Origin of the sequence: Microcoleus sp. CAWBG58, assembly GCF_020883045.1 — a bacterium.
Lineage (GTDB): Bacteria > Cyanobacteriota > Cyanobacteriia > Cyanobacteriales > Microcoleaceae > Microcoleus.
The window spans coordinates 69,057-83,579 of the sequence record NZ_JAHRFA010000007.1 but is presented as its reverse complement, the minus strand read 5'-3'; the positions used below and the strand labels follow the sequence as shown (position 1 = coordinate 83,579).

At 46.1% G+C, this 14,523-nt stretch carries 15 protein-coding genes; 4 read left to right on the top strand and 11 right to left on the bottom strand.

Annotated elements, in window-relative coordinates; genetic code table 11:
• The first annotated feature begins 15 nt into the window (after positions 1-15).
• Positions 16-660, top strand: coding sequence for a pentapeptide repeat-containing protein (locus QZ918_RS04630; protein WP_293331634.1), 645 nt, complete (start codon positions 16-18; stop codon positions 658-660).
• Between the two features lie 34 nt (positions 661-694).
• On the opposite strand, the gene QZ918_RS04625 is transcribed toward QZ918_RS04630, so the two are convergent.
• The 9 genes from QZ918_RS04625 to rpsL form a co-directional block, all read right to left on the bottom strand.
• On the bottom strand, positions 695-1,630 hold the full coding sequence (locus tag QZ918_RS04625; RefSeq protein WP_293331631.1) for a PspA/IM30 family protein: 936 nt from the start codon (positions 1,628-1,630) through the stop codon (positions 695-697).
• Positions 1,618-1,758 carry a hypothetical protein gene (locus tag QZ918_RS04620; protein WP_293331628.1) on the bottom strand — a complete coding sequence of 47 codons (141 nt, stop codon included), beginning with the start codon at positions 1,756-1,758 and terminating at the stop codon, positions 1,618-1,620. The genes QZ918_RS04625 and QZ918_RS04620 overlap by 13 nt, the downstream gene beginning before the upstream one ends.
• A 75-nt stretch (positions 1,759-1,833) precedes the next feature.
• Entirely contained in the window at positions 1,834-2,475 is a 642-nt protein-coding gene (locus QZ918_RS04615; RefSeq protein ID WP_293153621.1) for an LON peptidase substrate-binding domain-containing protein, read from the bottom strand.
• A 211-nt stretch (positions 2,476-2,686) separates the two neighbouring features.
• Complete coding sequence (locus tag QZ918_RS04610; protein WP_293331625.1) at positions 2,687-5,860, bottom strand: leucine-rich repeat domain-containing protein; 3,174 nt, start codon at positions 5,858-5,860, stop codon at positions 2,687-2,689.
• A 440-nt stretch (positions 5,861-6,300) separates the two neighbouring features.
• Complete coding sequence (gene rpsJ, locus QZ918_RS04605) at positions 6,301-6,618, bottom strand: 30S ribosomal protein S10 (protein WP_015174046.1); 318 nt, start codon at positions 6,616-6,618, stop codon at positions 6,301-6,303.
• A gap of 259 nt (positions 6,619-6,877) precedes the next feature.
• Positions 6,878-8,107, bottom strand: a complete 1,230-nt coding sequence (tuf, locus tag QZ918_RS04600; RefSeq protein WP_293153609.1) for an elongation factor Tu — start codon at positions 8,105-8,107, stop codon at positions 6,878-6,880.
• 101 nt (positions 8,108-8,208) lie between these two features.
• Complete coding sequence (gene fusA, locus QZ918_RS04595) at positions 8,209-10,281, bottom strand: elongation factor G (RefSeq protein ID WP_293331622.1); 2,073 nt, start codon at positions 10,279-10,281, stop codon at positions 8,209-8,211.
• Positions 10,282-10,620: 339 nt separating this feature from the next.
• Positions 10,621-11,091, bottom strand: coding sequence for a 30S ribosomal protein S7 (gene rpsG, locus QZ918_RS04590; protein ID WP_006632196.1), 471 nt, complete (start codon positions 11,089-11,091; stop codon positions 10,621-10,623).
• A 117-nt stretch (positions 11,092-11,208) separates the two neighbouring features.
• Positions 11,209-11,589, bottom strand: coding sequence for a 30S ribosomal protein S12 (rpsL, locus tag QZ918_RS04585; RefSeq protein ID WP_006632197.1), 381 nt, complete (start codon positions 11,587-11,589; stop codon positions 11,209-11,211).
• 192 nt (positions 11,590-11,781) lie between these two features.
• Between rpsL and QZ918_RS04580 the strand changes: the two genes are divergently transcribed.
• The 3 genes from QZ918_RS04580 (at position 11,782) to QZ918_RS04570 (ending at position 13,265) form a co-directional block, all read left to right on the top strand.
• On the top strand, positions 11,782-11,982 hold the full coding sequence (locus tag QZ918_RS04580; protein WP_293331619.1) for a hypothetical protein: 201 nt from the start codon (positions 11,782-11,784) through the stop codon (positions 11,980-11,982).
• Positions 11,983-12,033: 51 nt separating this feature from the next.
• The gene (locus QZ918_RS04575) at positions 12,034-12,237 is read left to right on the top strand and encodes a hypothetical protein (RefSeq protein WP_293153605.1); all 204 of its coding nucleotides are present in this window, start codon (positions 12,034-12,036) and stop codon (positions 12,235-12,237) included.
• A gap of 176 nt (positions 12,238-12,413) precedes the next feature.
• Positions 12,414-13,265: an Npun_R2479 family HD domain-containing metalloprotein gene (locus QZ918_RS04570; RefSeq protein WP_293186982.1), complete on the top strand. Its 852-nt coding sequence runs from the start codon at positions 12,414-12,416 to the stop codon at positions 13,263-13,265.
• Positions 13,266-13,520: 255 nt separating this feature from the next.
• On the opposite strand, the gene QZ918_RS04565 is transcribed toward QZ918_RS04570, so the two are convergent.
• Both QZ918_RS04565 and QZ918_RS04560 read right to left on the bottom strand, forming a co-directional pair.
• Positions 13,521-14,036: a ferric uptake regulation protein gene (locus tag QZ918_RS04565; protein WP_293153601.1), complete on the bottom strand. Its 516-nt coding sequence runs from the start codon at positions 14,034-14,036 to the stop codon at positions 13,521-13,523.
• Positions 14,037-14,131: 95 nt separating this feature from the next.
• On the bottom strand, positions 14,132-14,467 hold the full coding sequence (locus QZ918_RS04560; RefSeq protein WP_293153599.1) for a hypothetical protein: 336 nt from the start codon (positions 14,465-14,467) through the stop codon (positions 14,132-14,134).
• Between the last annotated feature and the right edge of the window lie 56 nt (positions 14,468-14,523).

Sequence of the window (14,523 nt, the reverse complement as noted above, 5' to 3'; positions counted from 1 at the left end):
TAGGGGGCTAGCGAGATGAATACTGATGAACTTCTCAAGCGATATGCAGCCGGAGAAAGAGATTTTCACGAATCCAACTTAATAGGTGCTTCCCTGTCACAAGCTTACCTCCTTCATATTTGCCTTGCCTGTGCCAACTTAAAAGACATAATTCTATCTGAAGCAGATCTAAGTGGGGCTAACTTAATTGGTGCAAACCTCGAAAATGCTTGTCTGCTCATGGCGGATCTGAATGGGGCAGATCTCAGGGGATCGAAGCTAACTCGTGCCAGATTAACAGGGGCAGATCTGATTAATGCAAACCTGGCAAATGCCAACTTGGGAGATACCAAAATGATTGGTGTCAACTTAACCGGGGCAAACTTGTATAAAGCCAACCTGATGGAAGCCAACCTGATAGATGCTTGCTTGGATGAAGCCAATCTCGAAGGAGCAAATCTCAGTGAGGTAAAACTGCGGGGAGCAAGTCTCAGAAGAGCCAACTTGAGAGGAGCATTTTTGTCTGAAAGTAACCTTCAGGATGCAGATTTGAGAGAAGCTGATTTGCGCGGTGCTAATTTTAGCGGGGCATTTTTGTGCGGAGCTAACCGCGAAGGCGCTAAGTTAGATGACACCACAAATTTAAGCGGGGCGATTCAGTTTTGCATCAGACAAGTCTGAAATCAAACAATATATCCGCACACAATCCGAACAGCTAAGGACTAAAAAATATAGTATTCATTTGGCTGAAAGTGCAGTTAATTTGCTCCTGTACCTTAGAAAAATGAACCTGCATCTTGAGTATTTCTTTCTTAGAATTAGCTTCGGCAATCTTACTTTCCAAAGCTAGCAAATTGCGGTTGAGAGTTTCTACTCGTACAGTTTGGTCGTCTAAATCAATCTTCACTTTTGCTACCTTATCCAACTCTATTTGCTTGCGAACCCAGGCTTGTCGAACGGAGTTCTCATCGCCTTTCTGAAGAGCTAGCAAAGCTCGCTGCTGCCACTGATTGGCTTGGGATTCAGATTGATTGTACTGCCACTGAATCCGCAGTTGGGCTGAAATCGCGCTACCAACAGCCTGACGAAGTTCTTTGAGAGGTTCCTGAATTTCTAAGATTAATAAATCCCAAAAATTCATCAGTTCGCTGGTAAAGTCTTGGCGTTCTACAGAGGCTACTAATGCTTCTAAGAGCAACAAATTGGGTTCCATCTGCTGCACAGTTGTCTCAAATATTAACTGTGCTTCTGATAACTGCCGATCACCTTTTTCTGAGACTTTACTGGCTGAGTTCTTTAAGATTTTTTGAGTTCTGTCTGCCGCTGTTTCTGAATCTAAACTTGCAGGTACGAAGGCTTCTAATTTTTCGCGGGCGATCGCACTCAGCCTTTCTCGCAGCAAATCGCAGGCCACCCGCTGCACGGGCCCTGTTTCGCTTTGACAAATTTTGATGACTATTTTTAAGCCTGCATCGCCGTAATTCAAGGCTTCCTTTAGCGCTGCAATCCGATGTTCGCTGACTGAACTAGACAGTCGGTGTCTGACTCCTGCTAGTCCGCCGAGTACCACACCGCCCACCGGAGGCGGCATTTGACCGCCTCTAACTGCATCGTAGGGTTTCGGTTGGTCGAGATTTTCTAACACAAGCACTTATAGCAGTTGACAGTTGACAGTTGACAGTTGACAGTTATAGCACTGTCGGCTGCTAACAGTTCCCAGCCCTTCCCTTTGCTTTTGGGAACAACAAGTTGAAAATCGGCGTTTTTGCGATCGCACAATGTTTGGGACTCTCGCCTCGGAAAGAGTTGTTATCCGAGGCAGAACTGAGGATGCTTCAGTTCTATGAAAATTGACTACTTGAGGGTATCTTTGAGTACAGTCCTTGCGGCCAAGTGATTGCGAGTGGAAGTTAAAATTTCGGTTTCGCGTTCCAATCTCGCTGCTGTATCTTGCAATTCTAAGAGAGTTTGCTGTTCTGTCGCTGCACCGTAAAGGTAGCTGGCTACCCAGTAGGATAGTTCTGTGGGCAAACTGGGAATGTCTTCGGGTAGGTCGATCGGCTGATCCATCAATTTGCTAGAGAGGCGAACTACATCGCGAAGCAGTTGTTCGACTTCTTTGCCCAAAGATCGGAGATCTTGTTGCGGCGGTTCGTCTTCAATCCATTCTACTAAACCGACTAAATAGGGTTTTTCCCGAACGGCGTCGAGGACTCGGAACCGTTGCTGTCCGAGAGTCATGATTTTCATGCGATCGTCCGGGAGGCGCTGACAGTGAATGACTTCGGCGCAACAGCCAACGGCTGAGACTTTGTTTTGGTTCGGATCCCACATGAGCACACCGAAACGGCGATCGCCCTCCAGAATCGTATTCATCATAATTCGATAGCGAAACTCGAAAATTTGCAGCGGCAGGGGTCTACCTGGAAATAGAACCACTTCCGGCAAGGGAAATAACGGGAGTTCGCGAACTGCTACAGAGGAGGAGGATGCCATTGTCGCTCAAAGGTGACGGTACTTGCGCTTCTTTTTCTTACTTTAACTGATTTGAGCAATTCCGGGGCAGGAGCGATCGGCGGAAAATGCAGTGCGGGCGATCGGGCAGTTTGTAGTGCAGTTTGTAGTGCGGACAGTTTGTAGTGCGGACTTCAGTCCGCTGAAATTTTACGGACTAAAGTCCGCACTACGAACTTATCTCGAATCTAATTTACCGCGCCCAAGGTACTTGAACTTCAATACCCACTTTGTCACCGAGGTCGATCGTACTATTAGCCAAGTCTACAGCACCTGCAATCCCAACTCCGATCGCAGCCGCCCCTGCTGCAATACCTTTTAAGCATTTCTTTAATCTCGGTCTATCCCATCGATCTTTCGGTTTATTAATTTCAGTTTCGACATCTTGAATATCGATAATTATATCATCTCGAATATCTTCAGGAAACTGCATTGCGGTTTCGCGCATTGATGAAATTAGTTTGAAAATTTCTGCCGTATTGGCGTTATTAATTTGAATGCCACCAGAGGCTGTTTGTTGGGCGCTGTCTTTGACTTCATTCGCGATAGCTACGCTGCCGATTTGTGCGCCGGAAAAGTTGTTATTTTGAGGAGAATTTTGAGTCATTTTTTTACCGTCGATGCTGATATTCATGATAACATTAGTAGCAGAATCTACAGATTCAGCTTGCTTGATTCCAGAAATTCGCTCTGTTTCTTTCCATCGTTCCGAATTGTCGGGGAAATCTGCCATTAAGCGGCGCACCTGAACCATTTGATAAGATTTTTCGCATTCGACTTCGTAGCGGTGGTTTGCCAAACGGCGGCGCAGCTTTTCAAAATCGTAGAGGTGAGGGTCTTGGCTGCCTTGGCATTGGTGACAATTGCAGGGGATGAATTCTTGGTATTTTAGGCGATCGTCATAAGTAGCATGAATTTTCCAGAGTTCGTGGCGGATGCGGTCTAAAAGAGATTTTTTATGGTTGCCGGAAACTCGAATGCGGATTTCTCGTTGGTGGTAACTTTCGATAACTTCGGCTTTGGCGTAATTGTCGGCGAGGATGACTCCATCACGCCAGACAATATCACCCTTTCCGTTTGGTAAATCGGATTGAGGGCGGTAGATTAACAAGTGCATTTCTACGATGAATCGGGTAATGATGCCTTTGGGCATGAAGTCGTATTCGTAACGCAAAATCAGGTTATCGGTATCGTCCCAGTCGTAATTGGGCGTTTCGAGGGGGAGAAGTTGCGGGGCGATGTATTGTCCGGGTTTGCAGGGGATTTCGTAACACAATTTGAAGTGTTTCATCAAGTGCAGCAGTTCGTCGTGCAAGTCTTGGTATTCTCTGTCGCGCCAGATTTGCTTGAGATTTTCTCGGGTGAAATACCCGCAGTTAGCGATGATTTCTGCGTTATCTGTGACTTCTCCATTGTCGGTGACTTTTTTGTTGCCGATGAGTTTGTAAACAGCGTTGGTTGCCAATTCGGGACGCAGGATGACTATGTTTTTGAGGATGGGGTCTTTTTGGAAATGCAGGATAATACCCAAGTCGTGGAGGTATTTGCTGAGACTCAGCATCGCAGTTTTATCGGATTTTTTGAAGCCTTGGCCAGCGCAGATGTTGAAAAATTCACCTACTTCGATATGGGTTTGGCGTTGGGAATAGTTTTCCAAAACATAGCGGACGTTTGCCCAGCGTTTGGGGATGGGCGTGCTGATGTGTTCGAGGGTAGCGATGCGGTTTTGCAGGGCGCGTTGGAGGGCTTCAAGTCCGCGATTGGTGGCGAGATTGGTAGGGAAATCTTTTTCTAGGTTGGGAAAGTCATGCCGTTGTTGGGAGATGTTGATTTCGCAGCGGATGTCTTGTTTTTCGTTGTGGACGAGGAAGACGGGACTGCCGTTGCTGAGGAGTTCGATGATTCTCAGCCAGTAGCAGAGGTTGGGGTTTTGGCGGCGGTTATCGACGAGGAGGACGTACACAGAACGTTCGGTGAGGAAAAATTGGTGGGTGGCGTGGTAGATTTCCTGTCCGCCAAAGTCCCAGAGGTGAACACGGAAAGGTTTGCCGTTGGCTTGGGGGAATTCCCAGGATAGGACATCGATGCCTTCGGTGGTGGGTTCTCGTTCTTTGAGTTGGTAGTCGGGGTTGAGGAGTTTGTTTGCTAGGGTGGTTTTGCCTGCTTCGCCTTCGCCGACAATCAAAAGTTTGGCTTCGTTGAGTTCTTCGGTAGCATTGGGGTCACGAGTTTGGAAGTAGAAATCGAGGATGGTACGCAAATCGCCAGGATTTTTATAAAATTCCTTTTCGCCCAGGATTTCCGGCGGAATTGGTATCGGATTACCCCGCAAATCCAATTGTTGCAGCTTCTTCATTTTGCACAGAGATTCGGGAATTTCCGTTATCTGATTGAAACTGAGGTAAAGCTGCGTCAAATTCGACAGTTTCCCCAGAACTTCGGGAATTTCTGTAATCTGATTGAAACTGAGGTAAAGCTGCGTCAAATTCGACAGTTTCCCCAGAACTTCGGGAATTTCTGTAATCTGATTGCCAATGAGGTAAAGCTGCGTCAAATTCGACAGTTTCCCCAGAACTTCGGGAATTTCTGTAATCTGTGAATCCCGAATCTGCAAACATCGCAGCTTAGAAAATTTACCAATTATTTCAGGAATCTCTCGCAGCGCCATTTTGGACAGAGAGAAAGTCCGAAGGTTCTCCAATTTGCCGAAACTTTCAGGCAGAGACTCTATGGGATTTCCCCACAGGTAAAAACCTTTCAGATATTGCAGCGTTCCGATTTCATCTGGCAAACATTGAAGCTGATTTTCTCCCAGTCCCAGTGTTTCCAGTAGCTTCAGGTTTTGAATTTGTGGTGGCAGTATAGAAATTTGGTTTTCCCGACATCCCAGATAAACAAGCTGATGTAACTGAAAAATACAATCGGGCAGTTGAGTAAACTGATTTTTAGGCAAATGCAACGCCTTGAGATTCACCAGTTGACTCATTTCATCAGGCAAACTGGATAAGGCGTTAAAACCAAGCTGTAAAATTTTGAGATTGGTAAGCTGACCGATTTCACGAGGCAATGCCGTCAACTTGTTGCCCAAGCCTTCATATTCATCAAATTCATCTTCATCAATCCACTTCCCCAAAATCAAACGCTGAAGCTGCGTGCACTTGCCAATCTCCGGCGGCAATTCCTCCAACCCCAACCCCGACAAATCCAATACTTTGGAGCCCTCTGAGGCTGCTCGATCGATTAACTGCAACAACTCCTCTCTCGTCATACCCTCGATCTCTCCGTAGTCTTCATTTATTGTGACAGGATTTTTTGCTTGGTGGGGAGTTATAGGAGTTGACTGTTGACAGTTACAGTTTCTGGCCACCCGTGAGGAATCTAAGAAACCGGGTTTTTATGGGTTTCTACGCTGTCACCAACAATTTTCGTAAAAACCCGGTTTCTGGCCACCCGCGCCTAATCTAAGAAACCGGGTTTTTTTGAGTTTCTGCGCTGTTACCAACAATTTTCGTAAAAACCCGGTTTCTGGCCACCCGCGCCTAATCTAAGAAACCGGGTTTTTTTGAGTTTTTTCGCTGTTACCAAGAATTCTCGTAAAAACCCGGTTTCTGGCCACCCGCGCCTAATCTAAGAAACCGGGTTTTTTTGAGTTTCCGCGCTGTTACCAACAATTTTCGTAAAAACCCGGTTTCTAGCCACCCGCGCGTCACCATTGCAATCGGGAAATTTTCATTAAGAATTTGATAAAAAAAAGGAACAATGTATTTTTCCATTGTTCCTTCTCTTGTTATTTCTCAAACTGTCAATCTACAGCTTGACTTCAATATCTACGCCTGCTGGCAAATCCAATTTCATCAAAGCGTCAATTGTTTTAGCAGAAGGCTGGTGAATGTCGATGATGCGGCGGTGCGTGCGGGTTTCAAAGTGTTCGCGAGAATCTTTGTCTACGTGGGGCGATCGCAGCAAGCAATAAATCCGTCGTTTTGTCGGTAGGGGAATCGGGCCGATCGCAGTGGCTGCTGTCCGATTTGCTGTATCTACAATCTTTTCGCAGGATGCGTCGAGAATTCGGCGATCGAAAGCTTTGAGGCGAATGCGAATTTTTTGTTGTTGGATAGCTGCCATTTTGGTTTCTTTAATTTTCTAGGTTCAGTTTATTTTTTGTTCTTTGTTATTTGTTCTTTGTTACTTGTTATTTGTTCTTTGTTACTTGTTATTTGTTCTTTATTATCGAATATTTAATCAATAACTACTAACCAATAACTACTAACCAATAACTACTAACCAATAACTACTAACCAATAACTACTAACTACTCACTAAATAGCAGAAAAGCCTATTGACTTTTGTCGGCTTTTCTGCTATCACGGCTGTTAGCGGATTCCTACTTGAGGATTTTGGAAACAACGCCGGCGCCGACGGTGCGGCCGCCTTCACGAATTGCGAAGCGCATTCCTTGTTCGATCGCGATCGGGTGAATCAGATCGACAGTCATTTTGATCCGGTCACCTGGCATCACCATTTCAGCTTCCGAACCGTCATCAGCAGTGAACTGCATGATTGTACCGGTTACGTCAGTTGTACGGACGTAGAATTGAGGACGGTAGCCAGAGAAAAATGGCGTGTGACGGCCGCCTTCTTCCTTCTTCAGAATGTAAACTTCAGATTCAAACTGAGTGTGAGGACTGATGGATTTTGGCTTGGCAATTACCATGCCTCTTTCAATATCAGCCTTCAAAATACCCCGGAGAAGTAGACCCACGTTGTCGCCGGCCAAGCCTTCATCCAAGGACTTGGTGAACATTTCCACACCAGTCACTGTAGTGCTGCGAGTGTCCTTAAGACCAATCACTTCGACTGTTTCGCCGACTTTGACACTGCCGCGCTCAATCCGACCAGTAGCCACAGTACCCCGACCAGTAATCGAGAATACGTCTTCTACAGCCATCAAGAAAGGCTTGTCAATTTCGCGTTCTGGAGTAGGGATGTAAGCATCTACTTCTTCCATCAGCTTGTAAATCTTGTCAACCCACTCATTTTCGCCCTTGACAGTCTTCGGATTAGCAAGCATTGCTTCGAGAGCTTTCAAGCCCGAACCAGTCACGATGGGGATGTCATCGCCAGGAAAATCGTAAGAGCTCAAAAGTTCGCGAACTTCCAGTTCTACCAATTCCAAAAGTTCAGCGTCATCCACCATGTCTTCTTTGTTCAAGAAGACAACCAAGCTGGGAACGCCAACTTGCTTAGCTAGCAGGATGTGTTCGCGAGTTTGAGGCATGGGGCCGTCTGCCGCTGACACTACTAGGATGCCGCCGTCCATTTGAGCAGCACCGGTGATCATGTTTTTCACATAGTCAGCGTGTCCGGGGCAATCCACGTGGGCGTAGTGACGACCTGTGGTTTCGTATTCTACGTGAGCGGTATTAATCGTAATACCCCGTGCTTTTTCTTCGGGCGCAGCGTCGATATCGGCGTAGTTCTTAGCCTTTGCTTGACCCAGTGCAGATAGAGTCATCGTAATCGCCGCGGTCAAAGTTGTTTTGCCGTGGTCAACGTGACCGATTGTGCCGATGTTTACGTGGGGTTTAGTCCGTTCAAATTTTGCGCGTGCCATTCTCGATCTGTTCCTTGTTTTTTTTAGCGATTTTAGACTTGAGATTTTAGATTCTAGATTTTGGATTCAATCCAAAATCCAAAATCTAAAACCTTAAATCATTAGTTCCCTTTGTTCTTAGCGATAATGGCTTCAGCCACATTTCGCGGCACTTCTTCGTAATGGCTGAATTCCATTGTGAAGATGCCTCGACCTTGGGTTTTTGAGCGGATGTCAGTAGCGTAACCGAACATTTCTGCTAGTGGAACTTTTACAGAAACTTTGGCAATTCCCTGATCCGTCTCTTGACCTTCGATCTGACCCCGACGCGAGTTGAGGTCTCCGATGACGTTCCCGATGTAATCTTCGGGAACTTCAACCTCTACCTTCATCATAGGCTCTAGCAGCACTGGCGACGCCTTCATCACGGCTTCTTTGATTGCCATTGAACCGGCGATCTTAAATGCCATTTCTGAAGAGTCTACATCGTGGAAAGACCCGTCTACCATAGTAGCTCTGAGGTCGATCACGGGATATCCTGCTAGAATACCTGATTCGCAGGCTTCTTTCATCCCTTGTGCTGCCGGATTGATGTACTCTTTCGGTACAGTGCCACCGACAATTTTGGAGACAAATTCAAAGCCGGTTCCCTCTTCAGCGGGTTCTAGTTCGATCACGACGTGACCGTACTGACCTTTACCACCGCTTTGGCGGATAAATTTACCTTCGGCGCGAACGGCTTTGCGAACGGTTTCTCGGTAGGCTACTTGGGGCTGACCCACGTTGGCTTCTACTTTGAATTCGCGCAGCATCCTGTCTACCAAAATTTCCAAGTGCAGTTCGCCCATGCCGGCGATGACTGTCTGATTGGTTTCTGGGTCAACATTGACTCGGAAGGTGGGGTCTTCTTCCGAGAGGGACTGGAGGGCTTTGGAGAGCTTCTCCATATCTTGTTTGGTTTTCGGTTCTACCGCCACCGAAATGACCGGTTCGGGAATGAACAGGGACTCCAGAATCACTTCCGAGCCTTCTTCACAGATGGTATCGCCTGTGAAGGTGTCTTTCAGACCCAAGGCTGCTCCCAAGTCTCCGGCGCGGAGTTCTTCTACGTCTATCCGATCGTCCGCTTTGAGTACAATTAGGCGAGAAACCCGCTCTTTTTTGTCTTTGGTGGAGTTGAGGACGTAGCTACCTTTTTTGAGGACACCGGAGTAAACGCGGAGGAAGGTCAGGCGACCGTAGGGGTCTGCCATGATTTTGAATGCCAGGGCTGACAGCGGGGCGTTGTCGTCGGCAAAGCGCTCTGCTGTCTCGCCGTTGGGTAGGAGTCCTTGAATTGGGGGAACTTCCAAGGGCGACGGCAGGTAGTCGATGACTGCATCCAACAACAACTGAACGCCTTTGTTTTTGAATGCCGAACCGCACAGCATGGGGACGATCGTACCTGCGACAGTACCGTGGCGCAGGGCCAAACGGATTTCGTCTTCGGTTGGTTCTACACCTTCGAGGTATTTCTCGGTAAGGGCGTCGCTGGTTTCTGCTACGGATTCGATCAGCTTGGTGCGATATTGGGCAGCTAGCTCTTTGACTTCATCGGGGATTTCTACTTCCTCGATATCAGTGCCGATGTTGTTCTTGTAGATATAGGCTTTCATTTGCACTAGGTCTACAATTCCCCGGAAGTTTTCCTCACTGCCGATCGGGATTTGGATGGGTACAGCGTTCGCTCTCATCCGATCGCAAATTTGAGCATAGACTTTGTAGAAGTTCGCGCCCATTCGATCCATTTTGTTGACAAACACGATTCGCGGTACTTTATACCGATCGGCTTGCCGCCAAACTGTTTCCGATTGTGGTTGCACTCCGCCTACCGAGCAGAATACTGCGATCACTCCGTCAAGCACTCGCATGGAACGTTCTACTTCGATCGTGAAGTCTACGTGTCCGGGAGTGTCGATGATGTTGATTTTGTGCTCTTTCCAAGTGGTGGTGATAGCGGCAGCAGTAATCGTAATTCCCCGCTCTCGCTCTTGCGCCATCGTGTCCATAATTGTTGTTCCATCGTGCACTTCACCCATTTTGTGAACCATGCCAGAATAGAACAGAATTCTTTCTGTTGTTGTTGTTTTGCCCGCGTCAATGTGGGCGGCGATGCCGATGTTGCGAGTTTTTTCTAGCGGGACGATACGTACCACAGCTACCTCCTTAATCTTGTGTTGCTGTTATAATACTATTATACTACACAGTAACCTTATTTTGCACTCCCAATCGACTTACAACATAAGTTTATTGAGCTTATTGTTACATTTTAATATTGTTTGCAACATTTGTTTACAAAAATATTAAGGATGCGACATGGAGGATTCAGAGACAGGGTGAATTTTTACTTTGGGAGTTTTGAGTTTGCTTCACGAATGGCCGGCAGCATTGTCCCTGGAGAAGCAATCTCAATACTCAAAATTTACACTTTTTAATTGATCGCCCGATGCTTTTATGCTGCGCGATCGACCTTTTCTCCATGCCCTAGTTGGCAATTAGTAACGGTAGTGAGCAAAAGCCTTGTTAGCTTCTGCCATACGGTGTGTTTCTTCGCGCTTGCGAATTGCACTACCGGTTTCGTTAGCTGCATCCATCAGTTCGTTAGCCAGTTTAGCTGCCATCGAGCGGCCTGTGCGGGCGCGGGCAAATCTGATCAGCCAACGGAGGGCGAGGGTAGTTCCGCGATCGGAACGTACTTCCATCGGCACTTGGTATGTAGCGCCACCTACCCGGCGGGCTTTGACTTCTACCAGGGGTGTAGCGTTTTTGACTGCTTTTTCAAACAAGTCTAACGGTTCGGCTCCTGTGCGTTCCTGGATGGTTTTGAGGGCGTCGTAGACTATGCTGGAGGCCACGGATTTTTTGCCGTGCTGCATGATCCGTCTCACCATCATGCTTACCAACCGGCTGTTGTAGGTTGGATCTGGCGGAACTGGACGTTTTTGAATAACTGTGCGGCGAGACATAGTTCTATTTGGGATTTTTGATTTTGATTGATTGAATTGGGAGTTTTTAGCTCAAATCTCGATCGACGATCGGATTTATTTTTGCTTCTTAACTCCGGCGATCGGGCGAAATCCGCGTTATTTTTTCTCTTTAGGACGCTTGGCCCCGTACTTGGAACGACCTTGCTTGCGGTCTTTCACTCCGGCGGTGTCTAATGTACCGCGAATGATGTGGTATCTAACTCCGGGTAAATCTTTTACCCTACCGCCCCGGATCATTACTACCGAGTGTTCTTGCAAGTTGTGACCGATCCCGGGGATGTAGGCTGTCACTTCAAAACCAGAGGTCAGCCGTACCCGAGCCACTTTCCGCAGCGCCGAGTTGGGTTTTTTCGGGGTGGTCGTGTACACTCTGGTGCAAACTCCGCGGCGCTGGGGGCAACTCTTGAGAGCTGGCGATTTGGTTTTTTTCTGCGTTTGTTCCCGTGCTGAACGGATGAGTTGCTGAATAGTGGGCATGAGTTACGGCATTTCTAGCTTTTTGCTGAATATAGTGATTTGGCGGCATCCGCACTGAAAGTCCCTTCCCCTGTGGGGGGACGGGATAAATGAAAATAATTATGGGTAAGTGAGGATACCAGACTCTATATAGTACACGACTCGAGTTTTTTTGGCAAGAAATTTCCACGGCGGGCGAACTTTCTTGCTTGTTTGCTGGAAGTTGGGATGCGGCGATCGCCCGTCGTACCAATACATATGTGGCATTATATATTGAAGCCCAACTTTGAAGAGGGTCACAGCAGCGGTGCAAAATCGATCGCGATCGAAATATCGAACCACCATTTTTCCGAGACGCCCATCAACTCTACCGTGCGATCGCATCACAGCCTCAGAGAGATCGACATCACATAAAGTTATATAAAATTACCTGATAATAAGCAATATACATTTAGTTGAGCGCAGATGAAAACCAAAACTTATATTCCTGAAAGTACAATTTCCGAACTTTACTTGAATATTTGGAAATCCGGTAAGATAGATCGGACGGTGTTCCACCAAATTCAATACGAAATTAATTCTGAAACTTTAAAAAGTTCAGACGAGCTAAAAATTGTTAGCAGACTGCTCTATGCAGTCCGACGGGGATGGCTTTTAGTCATGGACTAAGTGGCGTTTGGAGTGTTGATATTACCTCCAAAGGCAAGCGCCAACAACGCAGGTGAGTTAGTTTTGAGTTTTGAGTTAAAATCTCATCCATAAAATCATATATAAATTATATTATATAGAGACTCAAATAAGACTCATCACACTTGACAGGCAATATTAAAGGAAAAGGACAGGGTATGTTTAATTCTACAGAACTGCTGATCGAGGCTTTCATCAAACAACTAGAGAACGGATACAGCCGCACTTACGGAGGCTACAAATCCGACTATGCCGATATTATTGCCTGGGTGGGGGCAATGGCGTTAGAAAACATTGCCAGCAGCGACGCTCTTTATCACAATACAGAACACGCCATTTGTATTACCTTGGTCGGTCAAGAAATTTTGCGGGGAAAACACATTCGCAAGGGCGGAGTCTCCTGTGAAAATTGGCTGCACTTCATCATTTCTTTGCTGTGCCAAGATATCGGATATGTCAAAGGAGTTTGCCGAGAAGACCAAGCATCAGCAGGATTGTATGCTACCGGAAAAGATGGCATGAGAATTGCACTTGCTCCTGGTGCAACAGCGGCTAGTTTATCTCCTTACCGAGTTGACAGAGCAAAACTATTCATTGACGAGCGCTTCGGCAACCACAAGCTAATTAATGCTGAGATAATTAAGCAAAACATAGAACAAACTCGTTTCTCGGTGCTTGACGGCAACATTGACCAAGATGCAGGTAATTATTCTAGTTTAGTTCGCGGTGCTGACTTGATAGGTCAGCTCAGCAACCCACAATATTTACAAAAAATTGGCGCGCTGTTTTACGAGTTGGAAGAAAGCGGTGCTACTAAAGTTTTGGGATACCGACATCCGGGCGACTTGCTGCAAAGCTACTCTAAGTTTTACTGGAGTGGAATTTATCCTCACATCAGCGAATCTCTCGGTTATTTGCAGTTGACGCAGGAAGGCAAACAGATTGTTGCTAGTTTGTACGCTAACGTATTCCGCATGGAACACCAACGTTTCGATTCAGAGGTTGCTTGAGTACAACTTAAGTCATTAGTGAGTTGGCAGTTGGCAGTAGTCATGAGTATTCGTAGGGTGTGTCGCTTGCGAACAATCCGTAAATTTAACCTATAATCTCATAGCGACGCACCTTGCACATTAGGTGGACGAAACAAACCCAGCAAATCTTTTGTTGATTTTTTTCAAAACGGTATAACTAACAAGAAATTATCAATTATCAATGACCAATTATCAATGACCAATAACCAATTCCCGTGGTTTATTTCATCCAACTTAACTAACCTTATCCTCAAGTTCTGAATGATATCTCGGACAGGACCAATTGCTCGGCAACAAAGAAGGCCATCCCTCCCGCAAGGCTTCCAAACAAACAGCACGCACAGTTAATTGACAGTCTAGCAGTTCTACACCAGCTTTTTCAACTTGTTTCTTACCAATCTTTAAAATCGATTCATCGCTAAACTCAAAAGTCTTGTGACACTGAATGCAAACCAGGTGATGGTGGTGGTGCAATTCAGGCAAATTTAGTTCGTAGTGTTTGTGTCCTTCTGCTAATTCTAGTTCGCGCAAAATTCCAATTCTGGCTAATAAATGCAGTGTTCTATAAACAGTAGATAAGCCAATTCCTTCTCCTTGATTCTGTAAAGTTTTATATAACTCTTCGGCACTCAAATGATTGCCTTGCCGCAGATTTTGAAAGACGCTCAAAATAGTTTCTCGCTGGGGTGTCAAGCGGCAACCCCTCTGGTTTAGTTCGAGTTTAAGTGAGTTAGGACTGTATAAATTCATATTTGTGAAGGAAGAAGTTCGGCAACGGATTCTGTAATGAATTTAACGGATGTCAGGAAGTTCGGCAATGGATTCTGTAACGGATTTAACGGATGTTAGGAAGAAAGAATTTCGGCAGATGTAATTGGAGAATTAGTTGTCGGTATTTCTGTATAAGCTTTGTGAAGTCTGGAGCAATGTCGCTGACAGGAATTGGCAAAACAAGTTTTCGGTTCAAAGTCAGTACAGCCGATGGCATCTTCAGTACAGGCAACAGATGGCCGCACGGTACACTTGAGACGGTAGTCATTAGTAAAAAACTCGCAATCCGAACACGGAATTTGATGCAGTCGCCGAATTTGGTGGAATCCTTCTCGCAGCGCTACCGAAATACTGCACAAAAACAGAACCATCACAGTCCCGATACAGAAACAGCAAATAAAAACAGTCATAGGGTGATTTTCTCAACACTACATACAAATCCAGAAATGAGCCAATTTAAGCAAGA

Bases quoted from the DNA above. Each gene is read 5' to 3' on its own strand.
- QZ918_RS04630 (WP_293331634.1), top strand. From the start codon at position 16: ATGAATACTGATGAACTTCTCAAGCGATATGCAGCCGGAGAAAGAGAT.
- QZ918_RS04615 (WP_293153621.1), bottom strand. From the start codon at position 2,475: ATGGCATCCTCCTCCTCTGTAGCAGTTCGCGAACTCCCGTTATTTCCC.
- rpsJ (WP_015174046.1), bottom strand. From the start codon at position 6,618: ATGGCAGCTATCCAACAACAAAAAATTCGCATTCGCCTCAAAGCTTTC.
- tuf (WP_293153609.1), bottom strand. From the start codon at position 8,107: ATGGCACGCGCAAAATTTGAACGGACTAAACCCCACGTAAACATCGGC.
- rpsG (WP_006632196.1), bottom strand. From the start codon at position 11,091: ATGTCTCGCCGCACAGTTATTCAAAAACGTCCAGTTCCGCCAGATCCA.
- rpsL (WP_006632197.1), bottom strand. From the start codon at position 11,589: ATGCCCACTATTCAGCAACTCATCCGTTCAGCACGGGAACAAACGCAG.
- QZ918_RS04575 (WP_293153605.1), top strand. From the start codon at position 12,034: ATGAAAACCAAAACTTATATTCCTGAAAGTACAATTTCCGAACTTTAC.
- QZ918_RS04570 (WP_293186982.1), top strand. From the start codon at position 12,414: ATGTTTAATTCTACAGAACTGCTGATCGAGGCTTTCATCAAACAACTA.
- QZ918_RS04565 (WP_293153601.1), bottom strand. From the start codon at position 14,036: ATGAATTTATACAGTCCTAACTCACTTAAACTCGAACTAAACCAGAGG.
- QZ918_RS04560 (WP_293153599.1), bottom strand. From the start codon at position 14,467: ATGACTGTTTTTATTTGCTGTTTCTGTATCGGGACTGTGATGGTTCTG.